General features: G+C 62.8%; 24 protein-coding genes, 1 tRNA gene and 2 pseudogenes. 13 read left to right on the top strand and 14 right to left on the bottom strand.

What is annotated here, in order from left to right; all coding sequences use genetic code 11:
* Positions 1-134: 134 nt before the first annotated feature.
* Positions 135-1,031: a LysR family transcriptional regulator gene (locus tag ACTJKL_RS18710; protein ID WP_411932702.1), complete on the top strand. Its 897-nt coding sequence runs from the start codon at positions 135-137 to the stop codon at positions 1,029-1,031.
* 1 nt (position 1,032) lies between these two features.
* Here ACTJKL_RS18710 and ACTJKL_RS18705 read toward each other — a convergent pair whose 3' ends face one another.
* Positions 1,033-2,301 carry a DUF3422 family protein gene (locus ACTJKL_RS18705; protein WP_018094324.1) on the bottom strand — a complete coding sequence of 423 codons (1,269 nt, stop codon included), beginning with the start codon at positions 2,299-2,301 and terminating at the stop codon, positions 1,033-1,035.
* A 214-nt stretch (positions 2,302-2,515) separates the two neighbouring features.
* On the opposite strand from ACTJKL_RS18705, the gene ACTJKL_RS18700 reads away from it, so the two are divergent.
* From ACTJKL_RS18700 to ACTJKL_RS18675, 6 genes are all read left to right on the top strand, one after another.
* On the top strand, positions 2,516-3,307 hold the full coding sequence (locus tag ACTJKL_RS18700; RefSeq protein WP_324762993.1) for a FadR/GntR family transcriptional regulator: 792 nt from the start codon (positions 2,516-2,518) through the stop codon (positions 3,305-3,307).
* Positions 3,308-3,580: 273 nt separating this feature from the next.
* Entirely contained in the window at positions 3,581-4,087 is a 507-nt protein-coding gene (locus ACTJKL_RS18695; RefSeq protein WP_275596701.1) for an NUDIX hydrolase, read from the top strand.
* Between the two features lie 182 nt (positions 4,088-4,269).
* Positions 4,270-5,775, top strand: coding sequence for an inorganic phosphate transporter (locus ACTJKL_RS18690; RefSeq protein WP_440853512.1), 1,506 nt, complete (start codon positions 4,270-4,272; stop codon positions 5,773-5,775).
* 16 nt (positions 5,776-5,791) lie between these two features.
* Positions 5,792-6,529, top strand: a complete 738-nt coding sequence (locus ACTJKL_RS18685) for a 16S rRNA (uracil(1498)-N(3))-methyltransferase (RefSeq protein ID WP_440853511.1) — start codon at positions 5,792-5,794, stop codon at positions 6,527-6,529.
* A gap of 136 nt (positions 6,530-6,665) precedes the next feature.
* Complete coding sequence (locus tag ACTJKL_RS18680; protein WP_440853510.1) at positions 6,666-8,039, top strand: glutamate--cysteine ligase; 1,374 nt, start codon at positions 6,666-6,668, stop codon at positions 8,037-8,039.
* A gap of 140 nt (positions 8,040-8,179) precedes the next feature.
* A complete protein-coding gene (locus ACTJKL_RS18675; RefSeq protein ID WP_440853509.1) occupies positions 8,180-9,013 on the top strand; it encodes a DUF937 domain-containing protein in 834 nt (277 codons plus the stop codon).
* Positions 9,014-9,346: 333 nt separating this feature from the next.
* On the opposite strand, the gene ACTJKL_RS18670 is transcribed toward ACTJKL_RS18675, so the two are convergent.
* Positions 9,347-9,643, bottom strand: a complete 297-nt coding sequence (locus ACTJKL_RS18670; RefSeq protein ID WP_440853508.1) for a DUF1127 domain-containing protein — start codon at positions 9,641-9,643, stop codon at positions 9,347-9,349.
* 210 nt (positions 9,644-9,853) lie between these two features.
* Here ACTJKL_RS18670 and ACTJKL_RS18665 point away from each other — a divergent pair, with 210 nt between their 5' ends.
* The gene (locus tag ACTJKL_RS18665) at positions 9,854-10,804 is read left to right on the top strand and encodes a LysR substrate-binding domain-containing protein (protein ID WP_018094317.1); all 951 of its coding nucleotides are present in this window, start codon (positions 9,854-9,856) and stop codon (positions 10,802-10,804) included.
* 81 nt (positions 10,805-10,885) lie between these two features.
* Here the strand turns inward: ACTJKL_RS18665 and katA are convergent, their stop codons facing one another.
* The gene (gene katA, locus ACTJKL_RS18660) at positions 10,886-12,370 is read right to left on the bottom strand and encodes a catalase KatA (RefSeq protein WP_440853507.1); all 1,485 of its coding nucleotides are present in this window, start codon (positions 12,368-12,370) and stop codon (positions 10,886-10,888) included.
* 174 nt (positions 12,371-12,544) lie between these two features.
* Between katA and oxyR the strand changes: the two genes are divergently transcribed.
* Positions 12,545-13,498 (top strand): hydrogen peroxide-inducible genes activator OxyR, encoded by a 954-nt coding sequence (gene oxyR, locus ACTJKL_RS18655; protein WP_440853506.1) that lies wholly within the window; start codon positions 12,545-12,547, stop codon positions 13,496-13,498.
* On the opposite strand, the gene ACTJKL_RS18650 is transcribed toward oxyR, so the two are convergent.
* The 4 genes from ACTJKL_RS18650 to ACTJKL_RS18635 form a co-directional block, all read right to left on the bottom strand.
* Positions 13,499-14,374, bottom strand: a complete 876-nt coding sequence (locus ACTJKL_RS18650) for a dienelactone hydrolase family protein (protein WP_440853505.1) — start codon at positions 14,372-14,374, stop codon at positions 13,499-13,501.
* A gap of 114 nt (positions 14,375-14,488) precedes the next feature.
* Positions 14,489-14,905 (bottom strand): MAPEG family protein, encoded by a 417-nt coding sequence (locus ACTJKL_RS18645; protein WP_440853504.1) that lies wholly within the window; start codon positions 14,903-14,905, stop codon positions 14,489-14,491.
* A gap of 59 nt (positions 14,906-14,964) precedes the next feature.
* Positions 14,965-16,467: an IMP dehydrogenase gene (gene guaB, locus ACTJKL_RS18640; protein ID WP_018094312.1), complete on the bottom strand. Its 1,503-nt coding sequence runs from the start codon at positions 16,465-16,467 to the stop codon at positions 14,965-14,967.
* A 190-nt stretch (positions 16,468-16,657) separates the two neighbouring features.
* Positions 16,658-17,638 (bottom strand): MBL fold metallo-hydrolase, encoded by a 981-nt coding sequence (locus ACTJKL_RS18635; protein WP_440853503.1) that lies wholly within the window; start codon positions 17,636-17,638, stop codon positions 16,658-16,660.
* Positions 17,639-17,891: 253 nt separating this feature from the next.
* Between ACTJKL_RS18635 and ACTJKL_RS18630 the strand changes: the two genes are divergently transcribed.
* Entirely contained in the window at positions 17,892-19,304 is a 1,413-nt protein-coding gene (locus tag ACTJKL_RS18630) for a DHA2 family efflux MFS transporter permease subunit (RefSeq protein WP_440853502.1), read from the top strand.
* A gap of 80 nt (positions 19,305-19,384) precedes the next feature.
* Here the strand turns inward: ACTJKL_RS18630 and ACTJKL_RS18625 are convergent, their stop codons facing one another.
* Genes ACTJKL_RS18625 through ACTJKL_RS18615 form a run of 3 tightly spaced genes read right to left on the bottom strand, consistent with a single transcriptional unit; the run spans position 19,385 to position 22,108 of the window.
* Positions 19,385-19,768, bottom strand: a complete 384-nt coding sequence (locus tag ACTJKL_RS18625) for a VOC family protein (RefSeq protein WP_275596712.1) — start codon at positions 19,766-19,768, stop codon at positions 19,385-19,387.
* A gap of 4 nt (positions 19,769-19,772) precedes the next feature.
* Positions 19,773-20,510 (bottom strand): RlmE family RNA methyltransferase, encoded by a 738-nt coding sequence (locus ACTJKL_RS18620; RefSeq protein WP_440853501.1) that lies wholly within the window; start codon positions 20,508-20,510, stop codon positions 19,773-19,775.
* Positions 20,507-22,108, bottom strand: a complete 1,602-nt coding sequence (locus ACTJKL_RS18615; RefSeq protein ID WP_440853500.1) for a Ppx/GppA phosphatase family protein — start codon at positions 22,106-22,108, stop codon at positions 20,507-20,509. The genes ACTJKL_RS18620 and ACTJKL_RS18615 overlap by 4 nt, the downstream gene beginning before the upstream one ends.
* Positions 22,109-22,425: 317 nt before the next feature.
* Here ACTJKL_RS18615 and ACTJKL_RS18610 point away from each other — a divergent pair.
* Together ACTJKL_RS18610 and ACTJKL_RS18605 are read left to right on the top strand one after the other, a co-directional pair.
* Positions 22,426-22,499, top strand: a tRNA-Gln gene (locus ACTJKL_RS18610).
* 133 nt (positions 22,500-22,632) lie between these two features.
* Entirely contained in the window at positions 22,633-22,998 is a 366-nt protein-coding gene (locus ACTJKL_RS18605; RefSeq protein WP_440853499.1) for a hypothetical protein, read from the top strand.
* Here ACTJKL_RS18605 and ACTJKL_RS18600 read toward each other — a convergent pair.
* A pseudogene (locus tag ACTJKL_RS18600) lies at positions 22,908-23,260 on the bottom strand (SDR family NAD(P)-dependent oxidoreductase); the annotation flags it as partial. The gene ACTJKL_RS18605 and the pseudogene ACTJKL_RS18600 overlap by 91 nt on opposite strands.
* Between ACTJKL_RS18600 and ACTJKL_RS18595 the strand changes: the two are divergent.
* Positions 23,202-23,702, top strand: a complete 501-nt coding sequence (locus tag ACTJKL_RS18595) for a LysR substrate-binding domain-containing protein (protein ID WP_440853498.1) — start codon at positions 23,202-23,204, stop codon at positions 23,700-23,702. The pseudogene ACTJKL_RS18600 and the gene ACTJKL_RS18595 overlap by 59 nt on opposite strands.
* On the opposite strand, the gene ACTJKL_RS18590 is transcribed toward ACTJKL_RS18595, so the two are convergent.
* From ACTJKL_RS18590 to ACTJKL_RS18580, 3 genes and pseudogenes are all read right to left on the bottom strand, one after another.
* Positions 23,589-23,885, bottom strand: coding sequence for a chorismate mutase (locus ACTJKL_RS18590; protein ID WP_440853497.1), 297 nt, complete (start codon positions 23,883-23,885; stop codon positions 23,589-23,591). The two genes, ACTJKL_RS18595 and ACTJKL_RS18590, sit on opposite strands and share 114 nt — an antisense overlap.
* A gap of 139 nt (positions 23,886-24,024) precedes the next feature.
* Entirely contained in the window at positions 24,025-24,612 is a 588-nt protein-coding gene (locus ACTJKL_RS18585; protein WP_338278323.1) for a DUF308 domain-containing protein, read from the bottom strand.
* A 295-nt stretch (positions 24,613-24,907) separates the two neighbouring features.
* A pseudogene (locus ACTJKL_RS18580) lies at positions 24,908-25,135 on the bottom strand (cytochrome b/b6 domain-containing protein); the annotation flags it as partial.
* Between the last annotated feature and the right edge of the window lie 94 nt (positions 25,136-25,229).

Genomic DNA, 25,229 nt, shown 5'->3' with positions numbered 1-25,229 from the left:
GTGCGGCGGACTTGAGACGAGGACATACACAAGCAATGACCTCATCGCATCCCGCTCTAACCTTTTACAGGGCTGGACGGACACCCGGCAAATGTTAATGATCTTTTCGCCTTTGGAAACAATGATCAGGATTGATGACGAATCTAGGCGATCTCGAGATTTTTGCGCGGGTGGTGTCGACCGGCAGCATGTCGGCGGCGGGACGCGCGCTCGGTTTTTCCGCAGCCGTGATTTCCAAACGTATCAAGCGGCTCGAAGACAGGCTCGGCACGCGGCTCCTGCAGCGCACGACGCGGCAGATTTCGCTGACGGAGGCCGGCCAGGGTTTCTATGACCGCGTTCTCGGCATTCTCGCCGGGCTGGAGGAAGCGGAGGCCTATGCCTCGGGCCGTTCGTCCCACGTCCAGGGGACGCTGCGCATTTCCGCGCCGACCTCCTTCGGGCGCATGCACATCGCACCGCATCTGACCGGTTTCATGAAGGACCATCCCGACCTGAAGCTGCACATCGTGCTGACCGACGATTTCACCGACATCGTCGCAGAAGGTTTCGACCTCGCCATCCGAATAGGCGAACTCAGCGATTCGAGCCTCGTCGCCCGCAAGCTCGCGCCGGTGCGCCGGCTTCTCTGCGCGGCGCCGAGCTATGTCGCCCGTCATGGAACGCCGACGGAGATCGGCGAACTCGCGCATCACATCTGTCTGCCTGCGCACAACAACGACAACTGGAAGCTGGAGGGGCCTGACGGCAGCCTCTCCTATCGGCCGGAGGGACCGCTCGTCACCAACTCGTCGGAAATCATCCGCGAAGCGGTGATTGCCGGTGCCGGCATCGCCCTGCGGTCCACCTGGGACATCGGCAGGGAACTTCGGGAGGGGCGCCTGGTTCAGGTGCTGCCGCAATGGGAAGGATCGCACAAGCTGACGCTTTCGGCGGTCTATCCGAGCCGGCAATTCCTGCCGGCCAAGGTGCGGCAGTTCATCGACTATCTCGCCGCACTCTACGGCCCGGTGCCCTACTGGGAGCAATAGTCTATCCGTGCTCGTCGTGATGGCGGCGAATGCGCCGCACCACCAGCCAAACCCCGGCGACCGCGAAGGGAACGGCGAGGCCCGTCAGGAGACCGGGATCAACGGGTATTTCATGACTGACGGCCTTGGCGAGGTAGCCGAAGAGCCCGACGACATAATAGGAAATCGCCGCCACCGACAATCCTTCGACGGTCTGCTGCAGGCGCAATTGCAGCTTGGCGCGGCGATCCATCGAATTCAACAGGGCGCTGTTCTGCCGTTCCAGTTCGACGTCGATCCAGCTTCTCAGGAGAGCCGTAGCGCGGGCGAGCTTGCGCGAGAGATTCGCCTGCCGCTCCTCGACCGACTGACAGGTGCGCATTGCCGGCGCCAGCCTGCGCTCGAGGAAGGTGCCGATGGTCTCGTAACCGGGCACCGGCGTCTCGGAAAGCGTGCGGATGCGTTCCTGGACAATGCCGTAATAGGCGCGGCTGGCGCCGAAGCGATAGAGGCTGAGGGCGGCACCCGCTTCGAGATCGGCGGCAAGGCGGGTGATCTCCGCCAGCATCTCGTCAGCCTCCTCGCGGACGTTTTCCTTCATGCGCTGAGTCACCGCCGTCAGGCCGTCCTCGGTGCGGCGGATCTCCGGCGACAGCGACTGAGCAAGCGGCAGGCCGAGAATGGCGAGCGTGCGGTAGGTCTCGATGTCGAGCAGGCGCTGCACCAGGGCGCCGGTTCCCGCCTCCGTCATGCCGCGATCGATGACCAGCACCTGGGTCAGTCCGTCGCCGTTCTGGCGAAAGTCGGTCAGGAGCACCGCCTGGCCATTCTTGGTTTCGCTGTAACAGAGGCTCGTGGGATCGAAGGCCGCGATCGCCTCGCGGGTCTCCGGCGTATCGGGACGGATTTCCAGACGAACTCCGGAAATCAGCGAGCCCGGGGGCGAAAAACCGTCGCCGAACGGATGGATCGGCACCTCGCCGCCGAAGCTTTCCGGCGCGGGCGCGTCCCAGAAATAGGTGGAGAATTCCGTGTGCCGCTCCCAGCGCAGCGTTCCCTGTCCCCAAGGGATCGCGTGGTGATTGGCGTCGCGACCGGGCGGGGCGATGCCGCGCGAACGCGACAACTCGGACATCACGGCGTGATCGACGATCGAACCGCCCTCCGTCATGAAGGCGAGTTGAAAGATGACGCGCGGAGTCGTCACCAGTGCATAGGGCCGTGAATGGACCTCGCCGAGCGCCTGGGCGCGCATGGGCGCCACCGGAAATGCAAAACTGCCCTTTGGCATGAAGCGCTTCTTCCCCCTCACGCGTTCATCATCACCTTCTTATCAACGGATAAGGTAAAAAGAACAGGGCGCTTTGACGCAGTTCGATCTTTGTCAACACCGGCAGAGTGGACAATCAATTTGACCACTTGATCGGTCCTGTTAGATTGCCGAATGGAAGCGGAGGCCGGCGACACCTGTGCACAATGCCCTTGGCGCTCCGGGAGACGTGGCCGTGACCGAAGACCAGGACGACCTCTATGCCCGTATCAGCCATGGCCGGACGGCCGACGAGGTGGTGCAGCAGATCGAGCTTCTGATCCTCGAGGGCGTATTACGCGACGGCGATCGCTTGCCGGGCGAGCGAGAACTCTCCAGGCGCTTCGACGTGTCGCGGCCGATCCTGCGTGAGGCGCTCAAGGAGTTGGAGGCGCGCGGTCTCGTCGAAAGCCGGCATGGCGGCGGCACGTTCGTCGCCGACGTGGTCGGCCAGATCTTTTCCAAACCCCTGATCGAGCTCATCGGACGCCACCACAAGGCGACCCAGGACTATCTCGAATACCGGCGCGAACTCGAAGGCTTGACGGCGGAACTGGCGGCGACCCGCGCAACCGACTTCGACCGCGACATTCTTACCCGCGTCATCAAACGCATGCGCGCCGCACACGAGAGCGGCAACTTCGCCGAAGAACTCGAAGCCGATATCGAACTGCACAATGCCATCGGCGAAAGCGCTCATAATATCATCCTGCTTCACACCCTCAGGGCCTGTTACAGGCTGCTGACCCAAGGCATCTTCTTCCACCGCAATTCCGTCTTCGACGCGCCCGGCGCACGCGACCAGCTTCTCGCGCAGCACGAGGCGATCTATGCGGCGATCATGGTCGGCGATCCGCAAACCGCCAAGGCGGCCGCGCAGAGCCACATCGATTTCGTCGCCACGGCAGCGCGCGAGGCCGAGCGCAGCGGAGAGTGGGTGCGCATTGCCCGCCTGCGCCTGCAGCAGCGCGATCGCGCGGGTTCCTGACCCGTCGCGCGCCCGACAAGCGCAAAAGTACGGATGGCGAGTGCCCCGTGGTAAAATTCCAGCCGATTTCCTAAATATGGTCATGGGACAGTGGTTCGGTCGGAACCGCGACTCCGCGCTTTGCGTTAGCTGGGTGATGCATAGTCCCGAAAAGGAAGAGCGTGAATCCGAATGAATGCGGCGCGTTTGACGAACGCATTTACAGCGGCATGCGACGGTTCATACTCGGGTCGCGCGCACTAACCACTGATTCGTTGAGGAGTATCGGGAATCTTGAACTTTCTGCACCGGCTCGCTTCTGATGTGCAACTCATGCTGCGTCGCCCGGCGCGAATGCAGTATGCGGCGCTGTGCTATCGGCTTGCCAGGAAGACGAATGCGCTGGAAATCCTGGTGATCACCAGCCGCGACACCGGCCGGTGGGTCATCCCCAAGGGGTGGCCGATGCAGGGCAAGCAGGCACACGAGGTCGCCGAGCGCGAGGCCTATGAGGAAGCCGGGGTGAAGGGCAAGGTGCAGAGGGCCGCCATCGGCGCCTACGTCTATCAGAAGCGGATGGACCACGGCCTGGAGATCTCCTGCAAGGTGCAGGTGCATGCGCTCGAAGTCGAGGATTTCTGCAAGAACTTCCCGGAGAAAGGCAGCAGGCGGCTGGAATGGGTCGACTATCGTGAGGCGGCAAAGCGCGTTGCAGAGCCTTCGCTGAAAGAGCTTATCCTCGATTTCGGCAAACGCCTCGGCCCCGACCCGGAGCAGCGGCCGAAAGCCTCCAGCAACTGACGGCGAGGCGGAAGCCCACGGCATCCGCCCCGACGACTGGTCGAACGCGCAAGCTCGCCGCAGGCTGCGACATGCCGGATCGGGTAACGCCCCGGCCGCACCCCCTCGCCCCCCTCGTCAATTCCTCTTGAATACGCCCGTTTGTGCCGCTACTGGCGAATATTACAGTTGGAGAACAGCCATTGGCCAAGCCGCGACCGCGCCTCGAAAAGCTGACGCTCGACAAGGATCTCGACAAGTTCAGCCTTGCCGAGGAAGCGTCGCATCACGTCATGCGCAGATTGGCTGCTCCCGGACTTGCCGCTCTCTTCCTGATCCTCAGCATGGGTTTCGCGGCGAGCTATTTCACCGGCGCCTCCGGTGCGGCCGTGGTGGTTGCAGCAGCGGCGGTCGCGGGCTACATGGCGATGAACATCGGCGCCAACGACGTCACCAACAACGTCGGAGCGGCGGTCGGCGCAAAGGCGATATCGATGCCCGTGGCGCTGGGGATTGCGGCGGTGTTCGAGATCGCCGGAGCGCTGATCGCCGGCCGTAAGGTCACGCTGACCGTAGAGGCCGGGATCATCGACGGCACGCAGGTGGTCGGCGCCGAAGGGCTGGTCTGGGTGATGCTCTCGGCGCTTATCTCATCGGCGATCTGGATCAATATCGCGACCTACTCGCGTGCGCCCGTTTCGACGACGCATTCGCTCATCGGCGGCATTATCGGCGCAGGGGTCGCCGCCGCCGGGCTTTCCAGCGTCAAGTGGTGGGCGATCGCCGGCATCACAGCGAGCTGGACGATTTCGCCCGTGCTCGGCGGGATCATTGCCGCACTCTTCCTCGCCTTCCTGAAGGAGTTCGTCATCTATCGCGATGACAAGATCTCCGCCGCCCGGCGCTGGATGCCTGTCGTCCTCGGCGTCACCGCCGGTTCGTTCACGGCCTATGTCGCGGTCTTTGCAATCGACCATCTGGCTTCCGTTCCGCTTCCGACCGGCCTGGCGATCGGCGGACTGGCCGGGATCGTTTGCTACATCGTGTCGAAGCCGTGGATCCACCGCCAGTCGGAAGGCCTCGAAAACCGCAACCAGTCGCTTCGCAAGCTGTTCCGCCTGCCGCTCATCTTCTCGGCCGCCCTGCTCTCCTTCGCCCATGGCGCAAACGACGTATCGAACGCGATCGGCCCGCTGTCGGCGATCGTCTCGGCTGTCGACGGCGTGATCTCGACCGCGGATTCGGACGCCCCCTTCTGGGTACTCCTCATCGGCGCACTCGGCATTTCGGTGGGTCTTCTGCTCTACGGTCCGCTGCTGATCCGCGTCGTCGGCGAGGAAATCACGCGTCTCAACCCGATGCGCGCCTTCTGCGTGGCGCTTGCGACCGCCGTGACGGTTCTGCTTGCCTCGGCTCTCGGCCTGCCGATCAGTTCCACCCACACGGCGGTCGGCGCCGTGTTCGGCGTCGGCTTCTTTCGCGAGTGGTACACGCGTCACTCGCAACGGCGGCTCGAATATGTCCGGCGCAAGACGGGCCAGACCGAATTCATGGAAAAGGGCGAGGCGAACTTTGCGGAAGTGCGCCGCCGGCGCCTGGTGCGGCGCTCCCACTTCCTGACCATCGTCGCCGCCTGGGTCATCACGGTTCCCGTGTCGGCGCTGCTCTCGGCCTTTCTCTATCTCGTCCTCTCCGGTCTGTTTCTCTAGAAGGCACCCGATACCGATGCGCGCCAATTTTCGCATGCAGCGACTGTTCATCGACAACCAGCTCCACGCCGGAGCGAAACACGAAGCCACGAGGGAGCAGTTCAACTATCTCATCAACGTCCTGCGCCTGGGTGAAGGCGCATCGCTTCTGGTCTTCAACGGCCGGGACGGCGAATGGCGGGCGGAGATAGCCATGCCTTCGCGCAAGCAGGCGGTTCTCGTCGCGGTCGAACAGACGCGCCCTCAGCCCGCCCCTTGCGATCTCGTCTACCTGTTTGCGCCTCTCAAGGTAGGGCGGCTCGATTATCTCGTGCAGAAGGCGGTGGAGATGGGCGCCGGCGTGCTGCAGCCGGTCATGACCCAACATGTCCAGGGAAAGATCGGCAGCCTCGAACGCGTTCGCGCCAACGTCATCGAAGCGGCGGAGCAATGCGGCGTGCTCGGCATCCCGGCAGTCGAGGACCCCCGCAAGCTCGAGGACCTTCTCATGGACTGGCCGCGCGACCGGCGCATCGTCTTCTGCGACGAGGGAAACGACAGCCAGAATCCACTGCCCATCCTCGAGGCAATTGCCGAACGCCGGCTGGCGCTCCTGATCGGGCCGGAGGGCGGCTTTTCGGAGGCGGAGCGGGACCTGCTGCGGAGCCGTGACTTCGTGACGGCGATCCCTCTCGGGCCGCGCATCCTGCGCGCCGATACCGCGGCAGTGGCTGCGATGGCCGTCATTCAGGCGACGCTCGGCGACTGGCGATGATGCGTCCATCCGCTTGCTCCTAGTTTTTTTGAGGGCATCTTGAAAGAAATTGACTTGCGCCGCACTTGATTACGGTTCAAGCACTCCATCCGATCCTGCTGACCCCGCAGGAGCCGCCCAGGCAAAGAAGACGAATATGGCCCGAGACACTACCGACCAGACGCCGGTTACCTCTGTCGCTGAACTGACCGCCTATCTGGCATCCGGATCGAAGCCAAAGGAAAAGTTCCGGATCGGCACCGAACATGAGAAGTTCGCCTTCTTCAAGGCGAACAACAGCCCGGTGCCCTATTTCGGCGAAGCCAGCATCCAGGCGCTCCTGAACGGTATGGCCGAAAGGAACGGCTGGGAGCCGATCGTGGACGAGGGGAATGTCATCGGCCTTGCCGAGCCCTCGGGCAATGGAGCGATTTCGCTCGAGCCGGGCGGGCAATTCGAGCTTTCCGGCGCGCCGCTCGAGAACCTCCATCAGACCTGCAAGGAATCCAACCAGCACCTTGCCGTGCTTCGGGAAATCGCCGAACCGCTCGGCATCCGTTTCCTCGGCATCGGCGGCAGCCCCAAATGGAGCTTCGCCGAGACGCCGCGCATGCCGAAGTCGCGCTACGCCATCATGACGCGCTACATGCCCAAGGTGGGCAGCAAGGGCCTCGACATGATGTATCGCACCTGCACGATCCAGGTTAACCTCGACTTCTCCTCGGAAGAGGACATGCGGCGGAAGATGCAGGTCTCCCTGAAGCTGCAGCCGCTCGCCACCGCCCTCTTTGCGAGCTCCCCCTTTACCGAAGGCAAGCCGAACGGGCTGCTTTCCTGGCGGGGCGACATCTGGCGCGATACCGACAACCGGCGCTCGGGCCTGTTGCCGACGGCCTTCAAGCCGGACTTCGGCTTCAGCGACTATGTGGAATGGGCGCTCGACGTCCCCATGTATTTCGTCGTCCGCGACGGGCATTACCATGACTGCACCCATGTCACCTTCCGTCAGTTCATGAACGGGGCGCTGAAGGGCGAAATTGCCGAGTGGCAGCCGACTATGGGCGACTGGACCAATCATCTGTCGACTCTCTTTCCCGACGTCCGTCTGAAGCGTTTTCTCGAAATGCGCGGGGCAGACGGCGGCCCCTGGCGGCGGATCTGCGCCCTGCCGGCGTTCTGGGTCGGCCTGCTCTACGATGACGAGGCCCTGTCGGCAGCCGAGGAATTGACCCGCGATTGGGGTTACGAAGAGGTCTTGGCACTCAGAGATGCCGTGCCCGCAAAGGCGCTCGCGGCCGAATTCCGGTCGAGGTCGCTTTTCGATGTCGCGCGCGAGGTTCTCGCCATTTCGCGCAACGGTCTCAAGCGCCGCAACCGGCTGAACGGCGACGGCATCGACGAAAGCCAGTTCCTGGCACCGCTTGACGAAGTGCTGGCGAAGAAGGCGACGCTCGCGGAAGACATGCTCTCGCTCTATCACGGCCGCTGGAACGAATCGGTGGAACCGGTTTTCGCCGACTACCAATACTGAGCGGACCCTCTACCCGGACGGAGCGCAGCCGACATGCTCCTTCCGCCCCCCGTCCGGCGCTTCAGAAAAAGCGGTTTCCAGCCCTCCAATTCCCGTTATAGTGCAAGGACATGCGTCGCTCGTCCCGGGAAGGAACGCCAATGGCACCGCTTTTTGACATGTTCGCGCAGGCGCAGAACGGCCACGCCATCGAACTGATGGCGAAACAATTCGGGCTCGCGCAGGAGCAGATGGCGAAAGCCACGGCAGCGCTGATGCCCGCATTTTCCACCGGCTTCAAGTACAATACGACGAACCCCTACGACTTCGGCGCGCTGCTGACGGCGCTCTCGACCGGCAATTACGCCCGGTATTTCGAAGACATAAGCCAGGCGTTCACACCCCAGGGTGTCGCAGATGGCAACGGCATTCTCGGCCAGCTTTTCGGCTCGAAGGAAATGTCGCGCGCGATCGCGGCGCAGGCGGCACAGATGACGGGGATCGGTCAGGAGATCTACAAGCAGATGCTGCCGGTGATGGCGAGTACGCTGATGGGCGGGCTCTTCAAACAGACCACGGGGCAGATGAGCGGTGGGCTCGCCGACAATCCGATGATGACGCTGATGCAGCAATGGATGGAGGCGACAGGCCTCGCCAAGAAGCCCGAACCGCAGTCCAACCCCTTCGACAATCCTTTCACCCAGGCGATGCAGGGCTTCTTCGGCATGGGCAAGCCGGGAGAAACGGGCAAGGCCGGCGATAAGCCGAAAGCAGCCGATCTTTTCGCCGACAACCCGTTCTTCAAGGCCTATGCGGAGATGATGCGGGGCGCCGACACGGCGCAGAAAGCGCCGGCCGACAACCCGGCCTTCGCCCAGTTTTCGCAGGCGATGAACAGTCTCTTCGACAGCGGGCTGGAAATGCAAAAGGAATATCAGAAGAGCATCGACGCGCTGTTCGAGAGCTACAAGGGCGGCTCGGGCGGCAAGGCGTAGCCGCCGGGATTGCCCCTCTCCGCAGGACGGGCACGCGCTCGACTGGCCTCCGCCATGATTTATTCCCAAACTGGAAACATGCCGACAAAATCGGTGAGGAAAGCTGCGTCGGAGCCTACCGCGCCGCGCCTTATCAGACGCGCAAAAAAGCCCGGTACACGTCTTGGCATGTACCGGGCAAGCAGCAGGGTCTATTGGCTCATACCCTGCGGGGAACTGTTACGACGTGCCATCGGCACGATCTAAAATTCGCGGCATGATCCGCGCGAGGCGAAGATTTCGCAGATCATGCCGCACTGGCGCATCCGAGGCGGCGGGACGCGCCATGAGGGGTCAATCGTGGCGCACTCCCTTGTAGAAGAGGTTCGCCCGATTGCGTGAGGCGCGCGTCAGGTAGCTGCCCGGGTTTTCGAAGAAGGCCGAGGTCAGCGCCTCGTGCAGGTCTTCGCGTTTCAAACCCATGTCCAGCAACTGGCGATCGTCGAGATCCTGCAGGCGGGCAATCTGGCAGCGGTTTCGATAAAGGCGCCAGACGGCCGTCAGCACGCCGATGATGCCTGTTGTGCGGGCTGCAGGCGACTGCCTGCTCGCAACGAGGCCGAAACCGGAGGCGTGGTGGGTCGTGCGCATGACGGAACTCCTTTTCGCGGGCACGAAGAAACCCGTCCCCTGCGGGGAGGTCTTTCGCAGGGGCAGGCGGAAATACTTTTGGCGAACCGGCGACTATTTTGGCCGGAAAGATTGACGTGGTTTGCGGATTATCATTCGCAAATCCTTATTGATCAGTCCAACGAATGTTTTTAATGATATTCATCAAACAATCTTATAGGTATTCCGGCCATGTCCGCACCGCTCGATATCGACCAGCTGCAAACCTTCGTAGCAATCGCAGACACGGGCAGCTTCACCAAGGCGGCCGACCGTGTCTTCAAGACTCAATCCGCCGTGTCGATGCAGATGCGACGCCTGGAAGAACGGATCGGTAAGCCGCTTTTCATGAAGGATGGCCGGGGCAACCGGCTGACCGTCGAGGGCGACAGGCTCCTCAATTTTGCCCGCCGGATGATCCGCCTCAACAATGAGGCAATAGCCTCCTTCGACGACAACCGCCTCGAGGGCACGCTGCGGATCGGCACACCGGACGACTACGCGGACCGCTACATGCCCGAAATCATCGTCCGCTTCGCCAAGACGCATCCGAACGTCGAGCTCTACATCGTTTGCGAGCCTTCGGTGGACCTCGCGGAAAAAATGGCGAAGGGCGATCTCGACATCGCGCTCGTCACCCACAATCCGCGTGCGCGGGCTTCCGACGTCGTACGAACCGAACCGCTCTGCTGGGTCAGCTCCATCAATCATCCGCTGCCCGAGAATGCGCCAATCCCGCTTGCGGTCGGCCGGCGCGACTGTCAGTGGCGGCAGGCTGCCTGCGCGGCGCTCGATGCGACCGGCAAGGAATATCAGATCCTGTTCACGAGCTGGTCCTCGACCGTCGTTGCCGCGGCGGTTCTCGCCGGCATGGCGGTCTCCGTCCTTCCGGAGTCGGCACTGCGACCGGGCATGAAGGTGCTGACGCTGGCCGACGGCTTCCCGTCGCTGGCGCCGGTGCAGATCGGCATCATGAAGCGCCCCGGCCTTTCGCCGTCGCTGTCGAACGCGATCACCAATCACATTACCGCCTGCCTGGACAACATCACGCCGATCACCGTCAACGACGATCTCGAAGGCGATCTCAAGGGCTATCCCCGTTATCCGCGCCTCAGACAGAGCCATATGCTGCCGGGCTGGTGAGCCGCTTACATATCTCCTCCAATGACGAAGGCCACGCCTTGCTGAGGCGTGGCCTTCGCGCTTGCCGGAACGGGCGCCGGACTACTCGGCGGCCGTGCTGATCGTGTCCGCCTCGTAGCCGTGGGCGGTCTTCAGCGCCTGGCGGACGCCCGCCTCGTATTCCGGGTGGACGCGGGCGAAATGAATGAGCTGCCGCTCGACGATCTCGCCCGGGACGCCGCCCATAGCGGCCGCGATGTTGGAGAAGAGGCGCGACTTCTGCCCCTCGTCGAAGAGGTCGAACAGCGCCCGCACCTGAATGTAGTCGTCATTGCCGACGCGGTGGTCGTAGCGGGACATGTCGCCGTCTATTCTGAGCGGCGGTTCCTTGGCCAGCGGCTGTTCGGCCGGTCCATTGAAGGAGTTCGGCTCGTAATAGGCGTCCGGATTGCCGGTGCGGATGCCGCCATAGGTGTTCATCTGACCGTCGCGATGGTAGTGGTGAACCGGGCAGCGCGGCTGGTTGACCGGGATGTGCTCGTAATGCGTGCCGAGGCGGTAGCGGTGGGCATCCGCGTAGGAGAATATGCGGGCCTGCAGCACCTTGTCCGGCGAAAAGCCGATGCCGGGAACGATATTGGAGGGCGAGAAGGCTGCGTTCTCGATCTCGGCAAAATAGTTTTCCGGGTTGCGGTTGAGCTCCAGCACGCCGATCTCGATCGGCGGGTAGTCGGCATGCGGCCAGACCTTGGTCAGGTCGAACGGGTTGTAGGGCGTCTTCTCCACGTCGAGCTCCGGCATGATCTGCACCTGAACCGTCCAGCGCGGGAAAGCCCCGTTCTCGATCGCGTAGAACAGTGCCTCCTGATAGCCCTCGCGGGTCTTGCCGATGACCGTTTCGCCTTCCTCGTTCGTGAAGAACTTGTGGCCCTGCTGCGTCTTGAAGTGGAACTTCACCCAGTAGCGTTCGCCCGCGTCGTTCCAGAAGGAATAGGTGTGCGAGCCGTAGCCGTTCATATGCATCGGCGTCTGCGGGAGGCCGCGGTCGGACATCAGGATCGTCACCTGATGCAGGCTTTCCGGCGACAGGGACCAGTAGTCCCACATGGCAGTGGCGGAACGCAGATTGGTCTTCGGATGCCGCTTCTGCGTGTGGATGAAGTCGGGGAACTTGTAGGGATCGCGAATGAAGAAGACCGGCGTATTGTTGCCGACGAGGTCCCAGTTGCCTTCCCCGGTGTAGAATTTAAGCGCGAAACCGCGGACGTCGCGCTCGTGGTCGGCGGCGCCCTGTTCGCCGGCGACGGTCGAGAAGCGGGCCAGCATCGGCGTTTCGGCGCCGGGCTGGAGACATTTCGCTCTGGTGTATTGCGAGATGTCACCGGTGATTTTCAGCGTGCCGAAAGCACCCCAGCCCTTGGCATGGACGACGCGTTCCGGAATGCGCTCGCGGTTCTGATGCGCCAGCTTCTCGATGAGCTGATAGTCCTGCAGCATGATGCCGCCGCGCGGCCCTGCCGTCAGCGAATTCTGGTTGTCCGGCACCGGCGCCCCGGCGGTGGTGGTGATCGTCGGACGATCTGTCATCGCATCCCTCCTGTTTCGACGTTTCGGCTTCCGATGCTCGCTGGAGAGCGTGACGGCTGACGACAGCAGCCACGATCGGCATAGCGCATGGAATGCCTTGGCACTGGTTTCTCCCATCCCGGGACGATAATCTCCAATTGTATTTCCTGCTGATTACGATAAGATTTTCCTATCATGTTGACACTCAGGCAGATGCGTTACTTCGATGCCCTCGCGGCCACTCGCCACTTCGGCAAGGCGGCCGAACTCACCCATGTCAGCCAGCCGGCGCTCTCTGCGCAGATCATGGAGATGGAAGAACATCTGGGCGTGAAGCTGGTGGAACGGAGCCGCGCCGGCGTTTTCCTGACCGTCAAGGGCGAGGAAGTGCTGGCGCAGGTGCGTTCCATCCTCGCGGATGTCGGCAGATTGGAGGAGAGCGCCCGGACAAACACGGGCACTCTCGAGGGGCGGGTCCGCCTCGGGGTTATCCCGACGCTCGCGCCCTATCTCGTACCGAGGCTCATTCCCTACCTGCGCGAACGCTATCCGGCGATCGAGATAGAGCTGAAGGAGTCGCTTACCGACCGGCTCATCGCCGATCTCGGCGACGGCCGGCTGGATGCGGTCGTGGCGGCGCTGCCGGTCGACGCGGACGGCATCGTTACCCGGCCGCTGTTTTCCGACCGCTTCTATATGGCCGTGGCGGAGAACGACCGGCATGTGCTCATGTCGCCGATGACGGAAGAGCAGGTGGATATATCGCAGCTGCTGTTGCTCGAAGAAGGCCATTGCCTGCGTGATCAGGCGCTGGCCGTCTGCAATACGGCCGGCAAACGGCAGCTCCTGAGTTTCGGCGCCACGTCGATGGCAACGCTTTTGCAGATGGTTGCAAACGGCATGGGAATGACACTCATCCCCGAGATCGCGATACCGAGCGAAGCCGCACGCAACGCGATCCGGATCGTGCCCCTCGCCGCCCCGGAGCCCTCTCGCGAGATCGGGCTCATCTGGCGGCGCAGCAACCCGCGGCCGCGCGACATGGACGCGCTTGCGAACGCCATATCGGCCTGCGCCCGGGAGATCTCGCGGGATGCTGCCGCGGCCGGACGGGGCGCGGCGAAAGCTGCGCCTCGTCCAGCCGCATGATCAAGCCAGCTTCGTCTTCAGGAATTCGACGGTCCGCTGCCAGGCGAGGTCGGCCGCCTCCTTGTTGTACCGCGCCGCCGAGGTGTCGTTGTTGAAGGCGTGGTTCGCACCTTCATAGACGTGGATCGTCACGTCCTTGCCGTTTTCCGTCAGTGCTTTGCGGTAGGCCTCTATGCCGGCATTGATGCGCTCGTCGAGCCCGGCGTAATGCAGCAGCAGCGCCGCCTTGATCTTCGGCACGTCCTCGGCCTTCGCCTGGGCGCCGTAATAGGCCACGCCGGCCTTGAGATCGGGTGCGTTCACGGCAAGCCTGTTGACGAGACCGCCGCCCCAGCAAAAGCCGATCGCGCCGACATTGCCGGTGCTTTCCGCATGGCCTTTCAGAAAGCTCACGGTGGCGACGGCATTCTCATTCGTCTCGGTTGCGTCGAGTGCGCTGATCATCTCCCGCGCCTTGTCCTCGTCGGCCGGTGTGTCACCGTCCGGCGACAGGAAATCGGGCGCAAGCGCCACGAAGCCTTCGAGCGCCATGCGGCGCGCAACGTCTCTTATGTGTGGGTTCAGGCCACGATTCTCGTGAATGACGATGACGGCGGGAAGCTTGCCGGACGCATCGGCGGGTCTGACGAGATATCCCTTCATTTCGCCGTCGGCGCCGGGATAGGTGATGTCCTCTCCCTTGATGCGCTCGTCCGTCTCGGCAATCATTTCGGCTTTGGCACTATCGGCAGCCAGCATCGGCGCGATTGCGGCGGCGGCCGCAGCCGTACCCGCCAGCGCCGTCAATCTCTCCATGAAACGGCGGCGATCCAAAGTGAGATGCGTATATTCGTCATAGGCATCGATCATCGCCTGGGTGATGACAGGCTTGTTCATGACGCTCTCCCTGGGGCTATGGCAGATCAAATGTCGCTGTAGCAGGCGGCACCAGACCACCCGGCGACAGGATAGGTCAGCGGCACGGTCACGGACTTACAAAACTGCGTTACCTCAGCTCATCGCCATCCAGACGGAAAGCCATGTCCACATCGCGAAGAGCACGATGAAACCTGCCATGAACAGCGGCTGGCGAAAGCGAAGCCGATTGCTCGTGACGTGGATGAAGGCGTGAGCATAACGGAGCGCCACGAAAAGCCAGGCGAGACCAAGCGAGAGGAGATTGTCCGCCTCGGTGATGTAGAGCAGCACGCAGCAGAGATGGAAGAGAACCGGCAGCTCGAACTGGTTCGCGATGCTGTTTCGCACGATAAGGCTCTCGCCCGGCTCGCCGCGGTTTTCCCGGAACAGGGAAGCGTCGATCTCGCCCGACCTGATGAGCGATGCCCGACGCGTGGAGAGGAGCGCATAAAGCGCAAAGACAAGCGCGACATGGGCCACCATCGGCCAGAATATTTCGAAGCCTGTCATCGATGCTCTCAGTGTCAGCAATGGACATGGCGGACGCCGGACGGCGTCCGCCGATGATATCAGGCGCCGCCCGGATAGTTCGGGCTCTCGCGGGTGATCGTCACGTCATGGGCATGGCTCTCGCGGAGGCCGGCGCCGGAGATGCGAACGAAGGTGGCGCGCTCCTGGTAATCCTTGATCGTGGCCCCGCCGACATAGCCCATGGAGGCGCGGAGGCCGCCGGCGAGTTGGTGCAGGACGCCGGAGACCGGCCCCTTGTAAGGCACCTGCCCCTCGATGCCTTCCGGCACGAGCTTCAGCGTGTCGCGGACTTCCGCCTGGAAATAGCGGTCGGCCGAGCCGCGCGCCATGGCGCCGACGGACCCCATGCCGCGATAGGCCTTGAAGGACCGGCCCTGGTACAGGAAGACCTCGCCAGGGCTCTCCTCGGTTCCGGCGAGCAGCGAGCCGATCATCACGGCCGAAGCGCCGGCGGCGATCGCCTTGGCGACATCGCCCGAATATTTGATGCCGCCGTCGGCGATAATCGGGATGTCCGCGGCCTGTGCGGCCTCGACGGCCGCCATGATCGCGGCGAGCTGGGGCACGCCGACCCCGGCGACGATGCGCGTCGTGCAGATCGAGCCGGGGCCGATGCCGACCTTGACCGCATCCGCGCCGGCGTCGATCAGCGCCTTGGTACCGTCCCCCGTCGCGACGTTGCCCGCCATGATGCGCACCGAGTTGGAAAGCTTCTTCACCCGTGCCACCGCATCGAGCACGCGCTGCGAATGGCCGTGGGCGGTGTCGACGACGATCAGGTCAACGCCGGCATCGATCAGCCGCTCGGCGCGCTCGAAACCGTCGTCGCCGACGCTGACGGCGGCGGCGGCGCGAAGCCGGCCCTGCGCATCCTTGGCGGCGTTCGGGTTGAGCTGGGACTTTTCGATGTCCTTGACGGTGATCAGTCCGACGCAGCGTCCTTCGGGATCGACCACGAGGAGCTTCTCGATCCGGTGCTTGTGCAGAAGGCGCTTTGCTTCCTGCTGATCGACGCTTTCCTTCACCGTGATAAGGTTTTCCCGCGTCATCAATTCGTAGATCTTCTGGGAAGGATCGGACGCGAAGCGGACGTCGCGGTTGGTGAGGATGCCGACGAGGCGCCCCTGCTTCTGCCCGCCGAGGCCGCCGTTTTCCACGACGGGAATGCCGGAAATGCCGTGCGCCTTCATCAGGCCGAGAGCATCCGCAAGCGTCGCATCCGGGCCGATCGTCACCGGATTGACGACCATGCCGCTTTCGAACTTCTTGACCTGCCGGACTTCTTCCGCCTGTTCGGCGGGCGTCAGGTTGCGGTGGATGACGCCGATGCCGCCGGCTTGAGCCATGGCGATCGCGAGCCGCGCCTCGGTGACGGTATCCATGGCCGCCGAGAGGATCGGAAGATTGAGTTCGATGTCCTGTGCGATGCGGGTGGCGATATTCGTCTGACCCGGCATCACCTCGGAATGTCCTGGCTGGAGCAGAACGTCGTCGAAGGTCAAAGCCTCCAGACCGGTTGCCGTTTCGATGATGCGCGCCATGGCCAGTTCCTCTTCAAATAAACGAAAAATCCCCGGGGACGCTCAGCGACTTGTCCACCGGGTGACTTCAAGGCTTTTCTTGGAAGTTGGCGAGGGCTGGTAACACGGATATGCCGGAATGAAAATAGCCAAGGGGCCCAAATCTTATGGGCCCCGGCGAATTGTTGTCGCAGTGCAGCAAGCCGTCTCTTCATATGTCGAACTGATAGCTCGCCGGTACGAAGCGATAGCCCTGATCCTGGCTCTCGACGAAGCCGACGGACGGAAACGGCATGTGATAGCCGATGAAGGGCAGCCGGTCGGTCGCGATCATGTCGAAGACCTTTTTTCTGCTCGCGCTGGCAGCCGCCTTGTCCATGTCGAAGCGAACCTCCCAATCCGGCCGCTGCAGCGACAGGACATAGTGGTTGGCCGTGTCTGCGGTCAGGATCATGGCCTTGCCGTCGGATTCGAGCCGATAGATCATATGCCCCGGAGAATGACCAAACGCAGCCATCGCAGAGATGCCGGGGACGACCTCCCCGCCATCCGCGACAAAGGTGATCCTTTCCGCCAGCGGCACGACCTTCGCCAGCACCGCCTTGTGCCCGTTTTCGGCGGGCGTGCCGACGCGGGCGCCGTCCTTCCAGAAATCGTACTCGACCTGCCCGGTCACATAGCGCGCATTGGCAAAAGCGGGCTTTCCACCCTCCGTCAGGCCGCCGATGTGGTCGCCGTGCATGTGGGTGATGACGACGACCGTCACCTGTTCCGGAGCATAACCGGCAGCTTTCAGGCCTTCCGCAAGCTTGCCCGTGCCCGCCTCGCGACCTCCCTCGCCAAGCCCGGTGTCGAAGAGAACGACCTCGGATCCGGTATCGACCAGAACCGGGGAAAAGCCGTTGACGAAGCCGCTGGTCGGCAGGAAATTCTGTTCCAGAAGTTTGGAGACCGACTCCGCAGGCTGATTGGTGCCGAAGATCTCGTGCGGCTTGTCCGCGGCGCGCGTCCCGTCGCTGATCACCGTCACCTTGAAACTTCCGAGTTTCAAAGTTTTGAAGTCCGCACTCATCGCCGCGCCGCCCTTTTCCGTCGTTTCCTGAGCACCGGCAATGCCTGCCAGCAGACTTGGTGCCGCCAATGCGCCCGCGCCTGCTGCGAACAGCGTCCGCCGCTTCAATTGAAAAGCCATCGTCATTCCCTCCTGTTGACCGGCGCTGCCCGCGCGCCGGTGATCACAGGCGAAAAGTAGTGCCTTGACAGAAATGGACAGGACGGATCACACGCATGTGATCTTCAATCTCCGGTTTCGCCCCGACAAAGCCATCGGAACCGCTTACCGGCGACCAGCGCGCTCGAGTTTCTGATGATTTTGTCCTCAAATCGATTTCGAATTAAGAACCAATGGGGCTAACGCCCGCAGTGACAGCCCCAAGGCGCCTTTCATGAACCGCATCGTCCCGTTGATCCTCGCCGTCGCTCTCTTCATGGAGCAGATGGATTCAACCGTCATTTCGACATCGCTGCCGGCAATCGCGCGCGATATGGGCGTCGGGCCGATCACGCTGAAGCTCGCACTGACCTCCTATATGGTGGCGCTGGCGATCTTCATTCCCCTGAGCGGCTGGATGGCGGACCGGTTCGGCGCCAAGCGAATCTTCCGCGCGGCGATCCTCGTCTTCATCGCGGGCTCCGTCTTCTGTGCGGTGGCGGATAGCCTCTTCGCCTTCGTCCTTGCACGCTTCCTGCAGGGCATGGGCGGCGCCATGATGACGCCGGTCGCGCGGCTCGTCCTCGTGCGCAGTGCGCCGCGCAGCGAACTTGTCTCGGCAATGGCTTTGCTGACGATACCCGCACTGGTCGGACCGCTCGCGGGCCCGCCGCTCGGCGGCTTCATCACGACCTACCTCTCCTGGCACTGGATCTTCCTGATCAACGTGCCGGTTGGGATTGTCGGGTATTTTCTCTCCGGCATCTACCTGCCCGAGATGGAGCGGCGAAATCCGCCCCCGGTGGATATCATCGGTTTCCTGCTCGGAGGCATTGCCGCCGCGGGCGTGGTCTTCGGGCTTTCGGTCATCAGCCTGCCGGCCCTGCCGCCGGCGATCGGTATCGCTTCCGTATCGGCCGGCGTCGCCGCCTCGCTCCTCTATATCTTCCATGCGCGCCGGCATCCGGCGCCCGTGCTCGATCTCAAGCTCTTCCGCGACGGTGCCTTCCGCGCCGCGTCGATCGGCGGCACGATCTTCCGCATCTCCGTCGGCGCAGTGCCTTTCCTTATGCCGCTGATGCTCCAGGTCGGCTTCGGTCTCAGCCCGTTCCAATCGGGCCTCATCACCTTCGTCGGCGCCGTCGGCGCCATCACCACGAAGTTTCTCGCGCGCCGCGTGTTCGCTTTCGCCGGCTTCCGCACGACGCTGCTCATCGCCGCCGTGATTGCGGCCGTCACGACTTTCGCGAACGGCTTCTTCACGCCGGCGACGCCCTATCTCCTGTTGATCTCCGTCCTGCTGATCGCCGGCTTCGCCCGCTCGTTCTTCTTCACCGGCGTCAACGCACTCTCTTTCGCCGACATCGACGATGCCGACGCCAGCAAGGCGACGTCGATGAGCGCCGTGCTGCAGCAGATCAGTCTCGCATTGGGGGTCGCAGTCGCAGGCGCCATTCTCGAATTCCAGACGGCGCTCAGCGGCAGGCCGCTCGAGCTCGAAGACTTCCACGTCGCCTTCATGATCATTGCCATCGCCAATCTTCTGGCGGCAATTCCCTTCGTCGCCATGGCGAAGAATGCCGGCGCCTCCGTCTCGGGCCATCGGCTGGCCGTGCGGGAAGTGGAAACGACGGCTGCCGGCAAATGATCTGCTGCAGGCTCCGATCGGGCGGCGCTGTCAGCGAGGAAAGCTCCGCCCATTTGCCCTTCAAGCAAGCCTCGTAACGCCTATTCCGGCCGCTCGCAGACCGCCGAAAGCTTGTTGCCGTCCGGGTCACGGACGTAAGCCGCATAAAAATTTGCATGGAAGGGACGCAGCCCCGGCGCGCCTTCATCGGTGCCGCCACCGGCGAGCGCCGCGGCATGGAAGGCGTCCACCGCCGCGCGGCTTTGCGCCTCGAGCGCCACCATCGAGCCGTTGCCGATGGTCGCGGCCTCGCGATTGAACGGGGTCACCACCCAAAGCCGGCAGCGGAAGTCACCCTCCGCGCCGTAACCAATCTCCACCTCATCCTCCCTGCGGCGCTTGAGGCCGAGGGGCGCAAGCGCCGTGTCGTAGAAAGCGCCCGCCCTTTCGAGGTCGTTGGAGCCGAGGGTCACATATAGCAGCATGGCACTATTCCTCCGCAGCACCCTCTGCCGGCTCGTCGGTCTTAAGCCCGTGGCGGCCCTTGAAGCCCTTGGCGAGCAGAAACATCTCGACCGATTCGGCACGGGAGGACGCCGGCTTCACATGGACGACCTGACGGAAGTTCTGCTTCAGCATGTTCAGGAGGTCGCGCTCGGTGCCGCCCTGGAAGGTCTTCGCCAGAAAATGTCCGCCCTCCGCGAGTACCTCGACGGCGAAATGCGCCGCCACCTCGCAGAGATGCATGGTTCTGATATGGTCGGTCTGGCGATGGCCCGTGGTCGGCGCGGCCATATCGGACAGAACGATGTCCGGAGCTCCGCCGATCGCCTGTTTCAGCTCTTCCGGCGCCTCGGGATCCAGGAAATCCATCTGCAGGAAGCGGACGCCCGGGATCGGATCCATTTCGAGGAAGTCGATCGCCGCGACCCGCGGATCGGCATCGGTCGAATTCGTCACCTTGGCGGCGATCTGAGACCAGCTTCCGGGTGCCGCGCCCAGATCTATGATGCGCTTGGCGCCAGCAAGAATCTTGTGCTTCTCGTCGATCTCCAGGAGCTTGAACGCCGCTCTTGCGCGGTAGCCTTCGAGCTGCGCCCGCTGAACATAGGGGTCGTTGATGTGGCGCTCGATCCAGCGGCGCGAAGACGCCTTCAGCTTGCCCTTCTTGACCTTCTGTCCGAGCTTGCGGCCGCTGCGATTGCCGCCGATCGGGGATTTCGTCATGCCTCGGTTCCTTCGTGGCGCTTTACCCGTTCCTCGCCCGCCTGCGGAGAACCGAAGCTGCGCTGATGACGGCGCGGACGCCCCCGGCGCCAGGCCCCGTCATCCGCCATCATATCGGTCAGCAGCCCTTCGCGAAGCCCGCGATCGGCGACGCGCATGCGGCTCGACGGCCAGCGGCGGCGGATCGCCTCGAGGATCGCGCAGCCGGCAAGCACCAGATCGGCCCGGTCCGGACCGATGCAGGGGTTAGCGGCACGCGCGGCGAAATCCCAGGAGAGGAGGCGCGCCTGCATGGCCGAGACCTCGTCATCGGAAAGCCAGAGGCCGTCCACGCGGCGGCGGTCGTAGCGCGGCAGATCGAGATGCACGCCGGCAAGCGTCGTCACGGTTCCCGACGTTCCGATCAGGTGGAAGCCGCCGCCATAGGAGCCGCTTGCCAGCGCGTCGACGGAGGGGCTCTCGAAGCCGGCAAGCATGGCCTCGACCTCGCGCACCATCACCTCGAAACTCTGGGGCGTCACATGCTCGCCGCCGTGGCGCTCGGAAAGGGTGACGACGCCCACGGGCAGCGAAGTCCAGTGGGTAATGTGATTGGCAAGCCGGCTCGAGCGATTTTCGCCGATCCGGATGACCGCAATTTCCGACGAGCCGCCGCCGATGTCGAAGAGCACGACGGACCGGGTTTCGCGGTCGACGAGCGACGAGCAGCCGGACACAGCAAGCCGTGCCTCCGTCTCGCGATCGATGATCTCGAGTTCGAGACCGGTTTCCTCGGCGACGCGGTTCATGAAGGCTTCGCCGTTGGCAGCCGCACGCGCAGCCTCGGTCGCGATCAGCCGGCGCCGGCGGATCGATCGGGCACCGAGCTTGGCGGCACAGACCTTGAGCGCTTCGACCGAGCGCTCCATCGCGTCCTCCGAAAGCCGCCCGCTGGCGCCGAGCCCCTCGCCCAACCGGACGATTCGAGAAAACGCATCGACCACACGGAACTGGCCCGGCCGGGTCGGCTGCGCGATGAGCAGCCGGCAATTGTTGGTGCCGAGATCGAGGGCCGCATAAAGCGGTGCCGGCGGCTCGCCCGGCGCGACGAATGGTGCACCGAGCCTCTCCGGTCGCGCCTGCTGCTGCGCGGCGGCTTCGCCGCTCCGCGGCCGCGGAGCATCGCCGGACCGCTCGCCCGGCCGTCCCGGCCGCAGGTTTGTCGTCGGATTGCTCGCGGAAGCAAGCGGCCGCCCCTGAAGGCCGCGCCGATGGCGCGCCTTCCTGTTGCGCTTTTGGGCGCCCCTCTTGTCGCTGAGGGCCGCATCCGACGCCGGCGCGCTTGCACCGGAGGCAGCGGACTGATCTTGCGGTCTTGCTGATTTCGAACGCCGGCGCCGTTTGCGCTTGCGCGACGGCTCCGCCTCGTTCAGTGCTGCGGGACGCCCTGCTTCTCCGGACGGACCGGATCCGCTGGCAATTGCAGACGGGGAACCGGACGGCTTGCGCCGCCGCCGCTTGCCCTTGCCGCCCCGCGACGCGCCCATGCGCCCCTCGCTGCGGCCTGCTGCCGACGCCCCGGATTCAGACGGCTTATCGCCGTGATCGGGGTCTTTCACTTGTCTCAACCATGGCGCCGCGCGAAGCCTGACGGCCGCTCAAGGCGCTCTCTCGATTTTGCGTTGGCGCGACTGTACCAGCGCCGTCTCCTTTCGCCAAACTTTTTTTGGAACCATAGCGGAGCCGGCGAGCCCGACCGCCCTTCCCCTTTCGGTTGGCGAAGACCGACGAATGACGAGACCCTTATCAAGGCTCAAACCAAAACCAGAAGGACACAGCCCGGCCGCATTTTTTTGGCAAAAGGTATTTGCATTGGGCGTTCTTTTGTTTATAAGCCCGCCACACCGACGCGGCGCATACACACCGCCAGCGGCCTTGGGGAATAGGTTAACGGTAGACCAGCGGACTCTGACTCCGTTAGTCCTGGTTCGAATCCAGGTTCCCCAGCCAATTCTCACTAAAGCCGTTAATTCCTTGATTTTCCAGTCGTGCCGGATATCGTTTTGGCATCATTGGCGACCTGATGCCCAGAACTGTAGCCCACAGGTGATGCCCACGCGAAATATGCGCGGCGGCCTCGCCAGTGGCAGGCAAGGGCAAGATACCCATGGCAGTCCGCCACGACGTCGAAAATCTCATTCGCTGCGGCAACATCTTCTACTGGCGAGCACGCGTCCCCATGTCGTTCGCGCGGTGCCGACCGGGCAGCCGGCTTTCACTGAGCCTTCACTGTTCCGATCATAAGAAGGGGCAGGCGATCGGTCGGAAGCTCAACATGCTGATGGCCGAGCTGAAGTTGAAACAGAAGGAACCGAACTCCAAGGAGCAGCTCCAGAAACTCTGCGAACACGAGCGCGACGGAGCATTATCGGCATCGACCGCCTTTAGGATCACCGCGATTGTCTTGTCGGGATCGCCCGCCTGGTTGCCGTCGTTGGTTTCGCGATAGTGCCTGCGCGAGCTCGCTGCATATTCCGGCATTTCGTTGGCCACCATAGTGATCGAACGCCAAGGAAATCGGTACGAAACGGTCCGGGCTCGACGATCAACACGCGGACGCCGAAGGGCTTCAGCTCTCCGGCGAGGGCTTCGGAAATTCCTTCCACGGCAAACTTTGCGGCATTGTAATATCCGCCGCCGCCACTGCCCGCGATGCCTGCGCCGGACGGCATGTTGACGAATGTTCCACCGGAACGTCGCAGGACGGGCAAGTCCCAGATATCGCTTGGCTCATCCAGAGTTTCCCCAACGCGAGACCCGTCCTTCGATCAAACAACCGCAACGTCCAGGGGCGTGTGTAGGCAGGGCGTCGGGATCGCTGTCCTGCCCCGCGTGGTCGGCGATCAGATCGCAGGCATCCGCAGAATGGAACTGCCCAAGTCGCCGCCCGCGCGAAACATCTGGATGGGATATCATCGAGACCTACGACGTCTTCAGAGGCTTCGGGCCTTCATTTCCACCGTATCGGACCCATCTCGTGAATGTGACAGCAAGATGAGCGAGCCGGAGGCGATCAAGCCTGCCGAATCTCCAAGATGTCTACCTCTCGGCCGCAATCTCCTTGTGCCGTTCCACGACAGCACCCACGATCAGTTTCATCAGGCTTTCGACGAAGTGCTCCCTCAATCCGACATCATCGGCGATGTTCTTTAGTCGATCCATTTGCCGTCGCTCCCGCTCATCATCTGTCGCCGGCATCGCCTGTGCCGCTTTTAACTGGCCGACTTTCTCGGTACAGCGAAAGCGTTCGGCCAGGATATGAAGGAGAGCTGAATCCAGGTTGTCGATGGTCTTTCGGTAGGACGCAAGTTGCTCTGCCGTATCATGTGTCGTCATTTGAGTTCTTCCAAAGTGCTCTGACAGGCACGACGTGGGGCTGAAGAAATGGGACATCGAAAAGTGTAATACTGCGCTCTCGATAACTCTGGCTTTCAGATGGTCGCCTTACGCTCATACACCACCGAGCTACGGCACCTCACAGTTCTGCTCTGCGCATACCGCGACGCGAGACCGAAACACTCAGCCATATCGCCGAAACCAGGAAGTAGAATGCCCCGACACCAGCGTAGCCCGTGACCGTGGAGATAGAAGGCTCCTGAGGCATTTGCGCTTGAAAGATAAAGAGCGCGCCCGCTAACGCCGATTGGCCACCGCTCAATATCATCGCCCACTGACCGCCGTTTGTTTTCCAACGACGAACTGCAGTCCCAAGCTGCAGCAGCCCCGAAAAGATGGCCCATAGGCCGAAGGCGCCGAGGACCCAGTTCATGTTCATCATCAGCGCCAGGATCACCGCAATCGTCATAATCGAGCTCGCTGTGACGTTGATCACCTGGCTGCGGTTCACCGCAAAGCCACCGCTCCTCGCCGCATCAACGACGTTAGCGGCTGCATCCCAAGCCGGATAGATGATCAGGAGGGCGGCAGCCACTGCAAATGACTGCTGTCCGGCGGTCAATGCAGCCGCAACCCACAGCACCGAGAACGCCGCCCGGGTAAAGTAATACTGCTTGAGCCATTGGTCATTGCCGCGCGTGGCACTGGCTTTCTGTTCGTTCGACATTGGTTTCTATCCCTATCTTTGATTGATGAAATTGCTGGCGTGCGTTTTTCACAAGAAGCAGACATGCTCGCCAAATGGCGTGTACTCGTCCCACTCAAGTCGGCCGATCCGATCGCTTTCGCCGGAGAGTTTCGCGGATGCATCGTCTGGCATCGCACCATCATGCTGAGTATTGTGGGACGCGATCGTTGCCCCAGCACCCTGGCTGTTCTCCGAGCGTCCAAGTTTCTCGAACGCCTCGTTGATCGCTCCTTGACGCTTTGCGACCCATTGGCCGTCCGGATCAGAGAGGATTGAATTCGTTTGGCTGATCTCGGCCTGTCAATATCGCAGGATCGCCATTCGCACCGTAGTGACCCCAGTAGAGTTCAGGGTGAGCGTTGAAGATCTGCAGCCCGCTCAAGAGAAGGAAACTTAGGCAGAGCACGTTCAGCCACTGCGTGAGCCGTGTCACAATCGAGTGCCGGCGGATGAAGACCGTCCGGGGAGAGCGGATATTGTCATTGGAAGCTTGTGCGCTCATCTCAACGTCTTTCGTCAGTGACATCTCACGGCTGCGGAGAAAGCAGCATCGACCTGTAGTCGCTGGCCGGAGCAGTGGGGCGGCGGCTCCGGCC

The organism is Sinorhizobium sp. 22678, from assembly GCF_052044265.1.
In the GTDB taxonomy this organism is placed as follows: domain Bacteria; phylum Pseudomonadota; class Alphaproteobacteria; order Rhizobiales; family Rhizobiaceae; genus Sinorhizobium; species Sinorhizobium meliloti_A.
The sequence above is the reverse complement of the archived record's forward strand: the minus strand, read 5'-3'. Positions and strand labels throughout refer to the sequence as shown.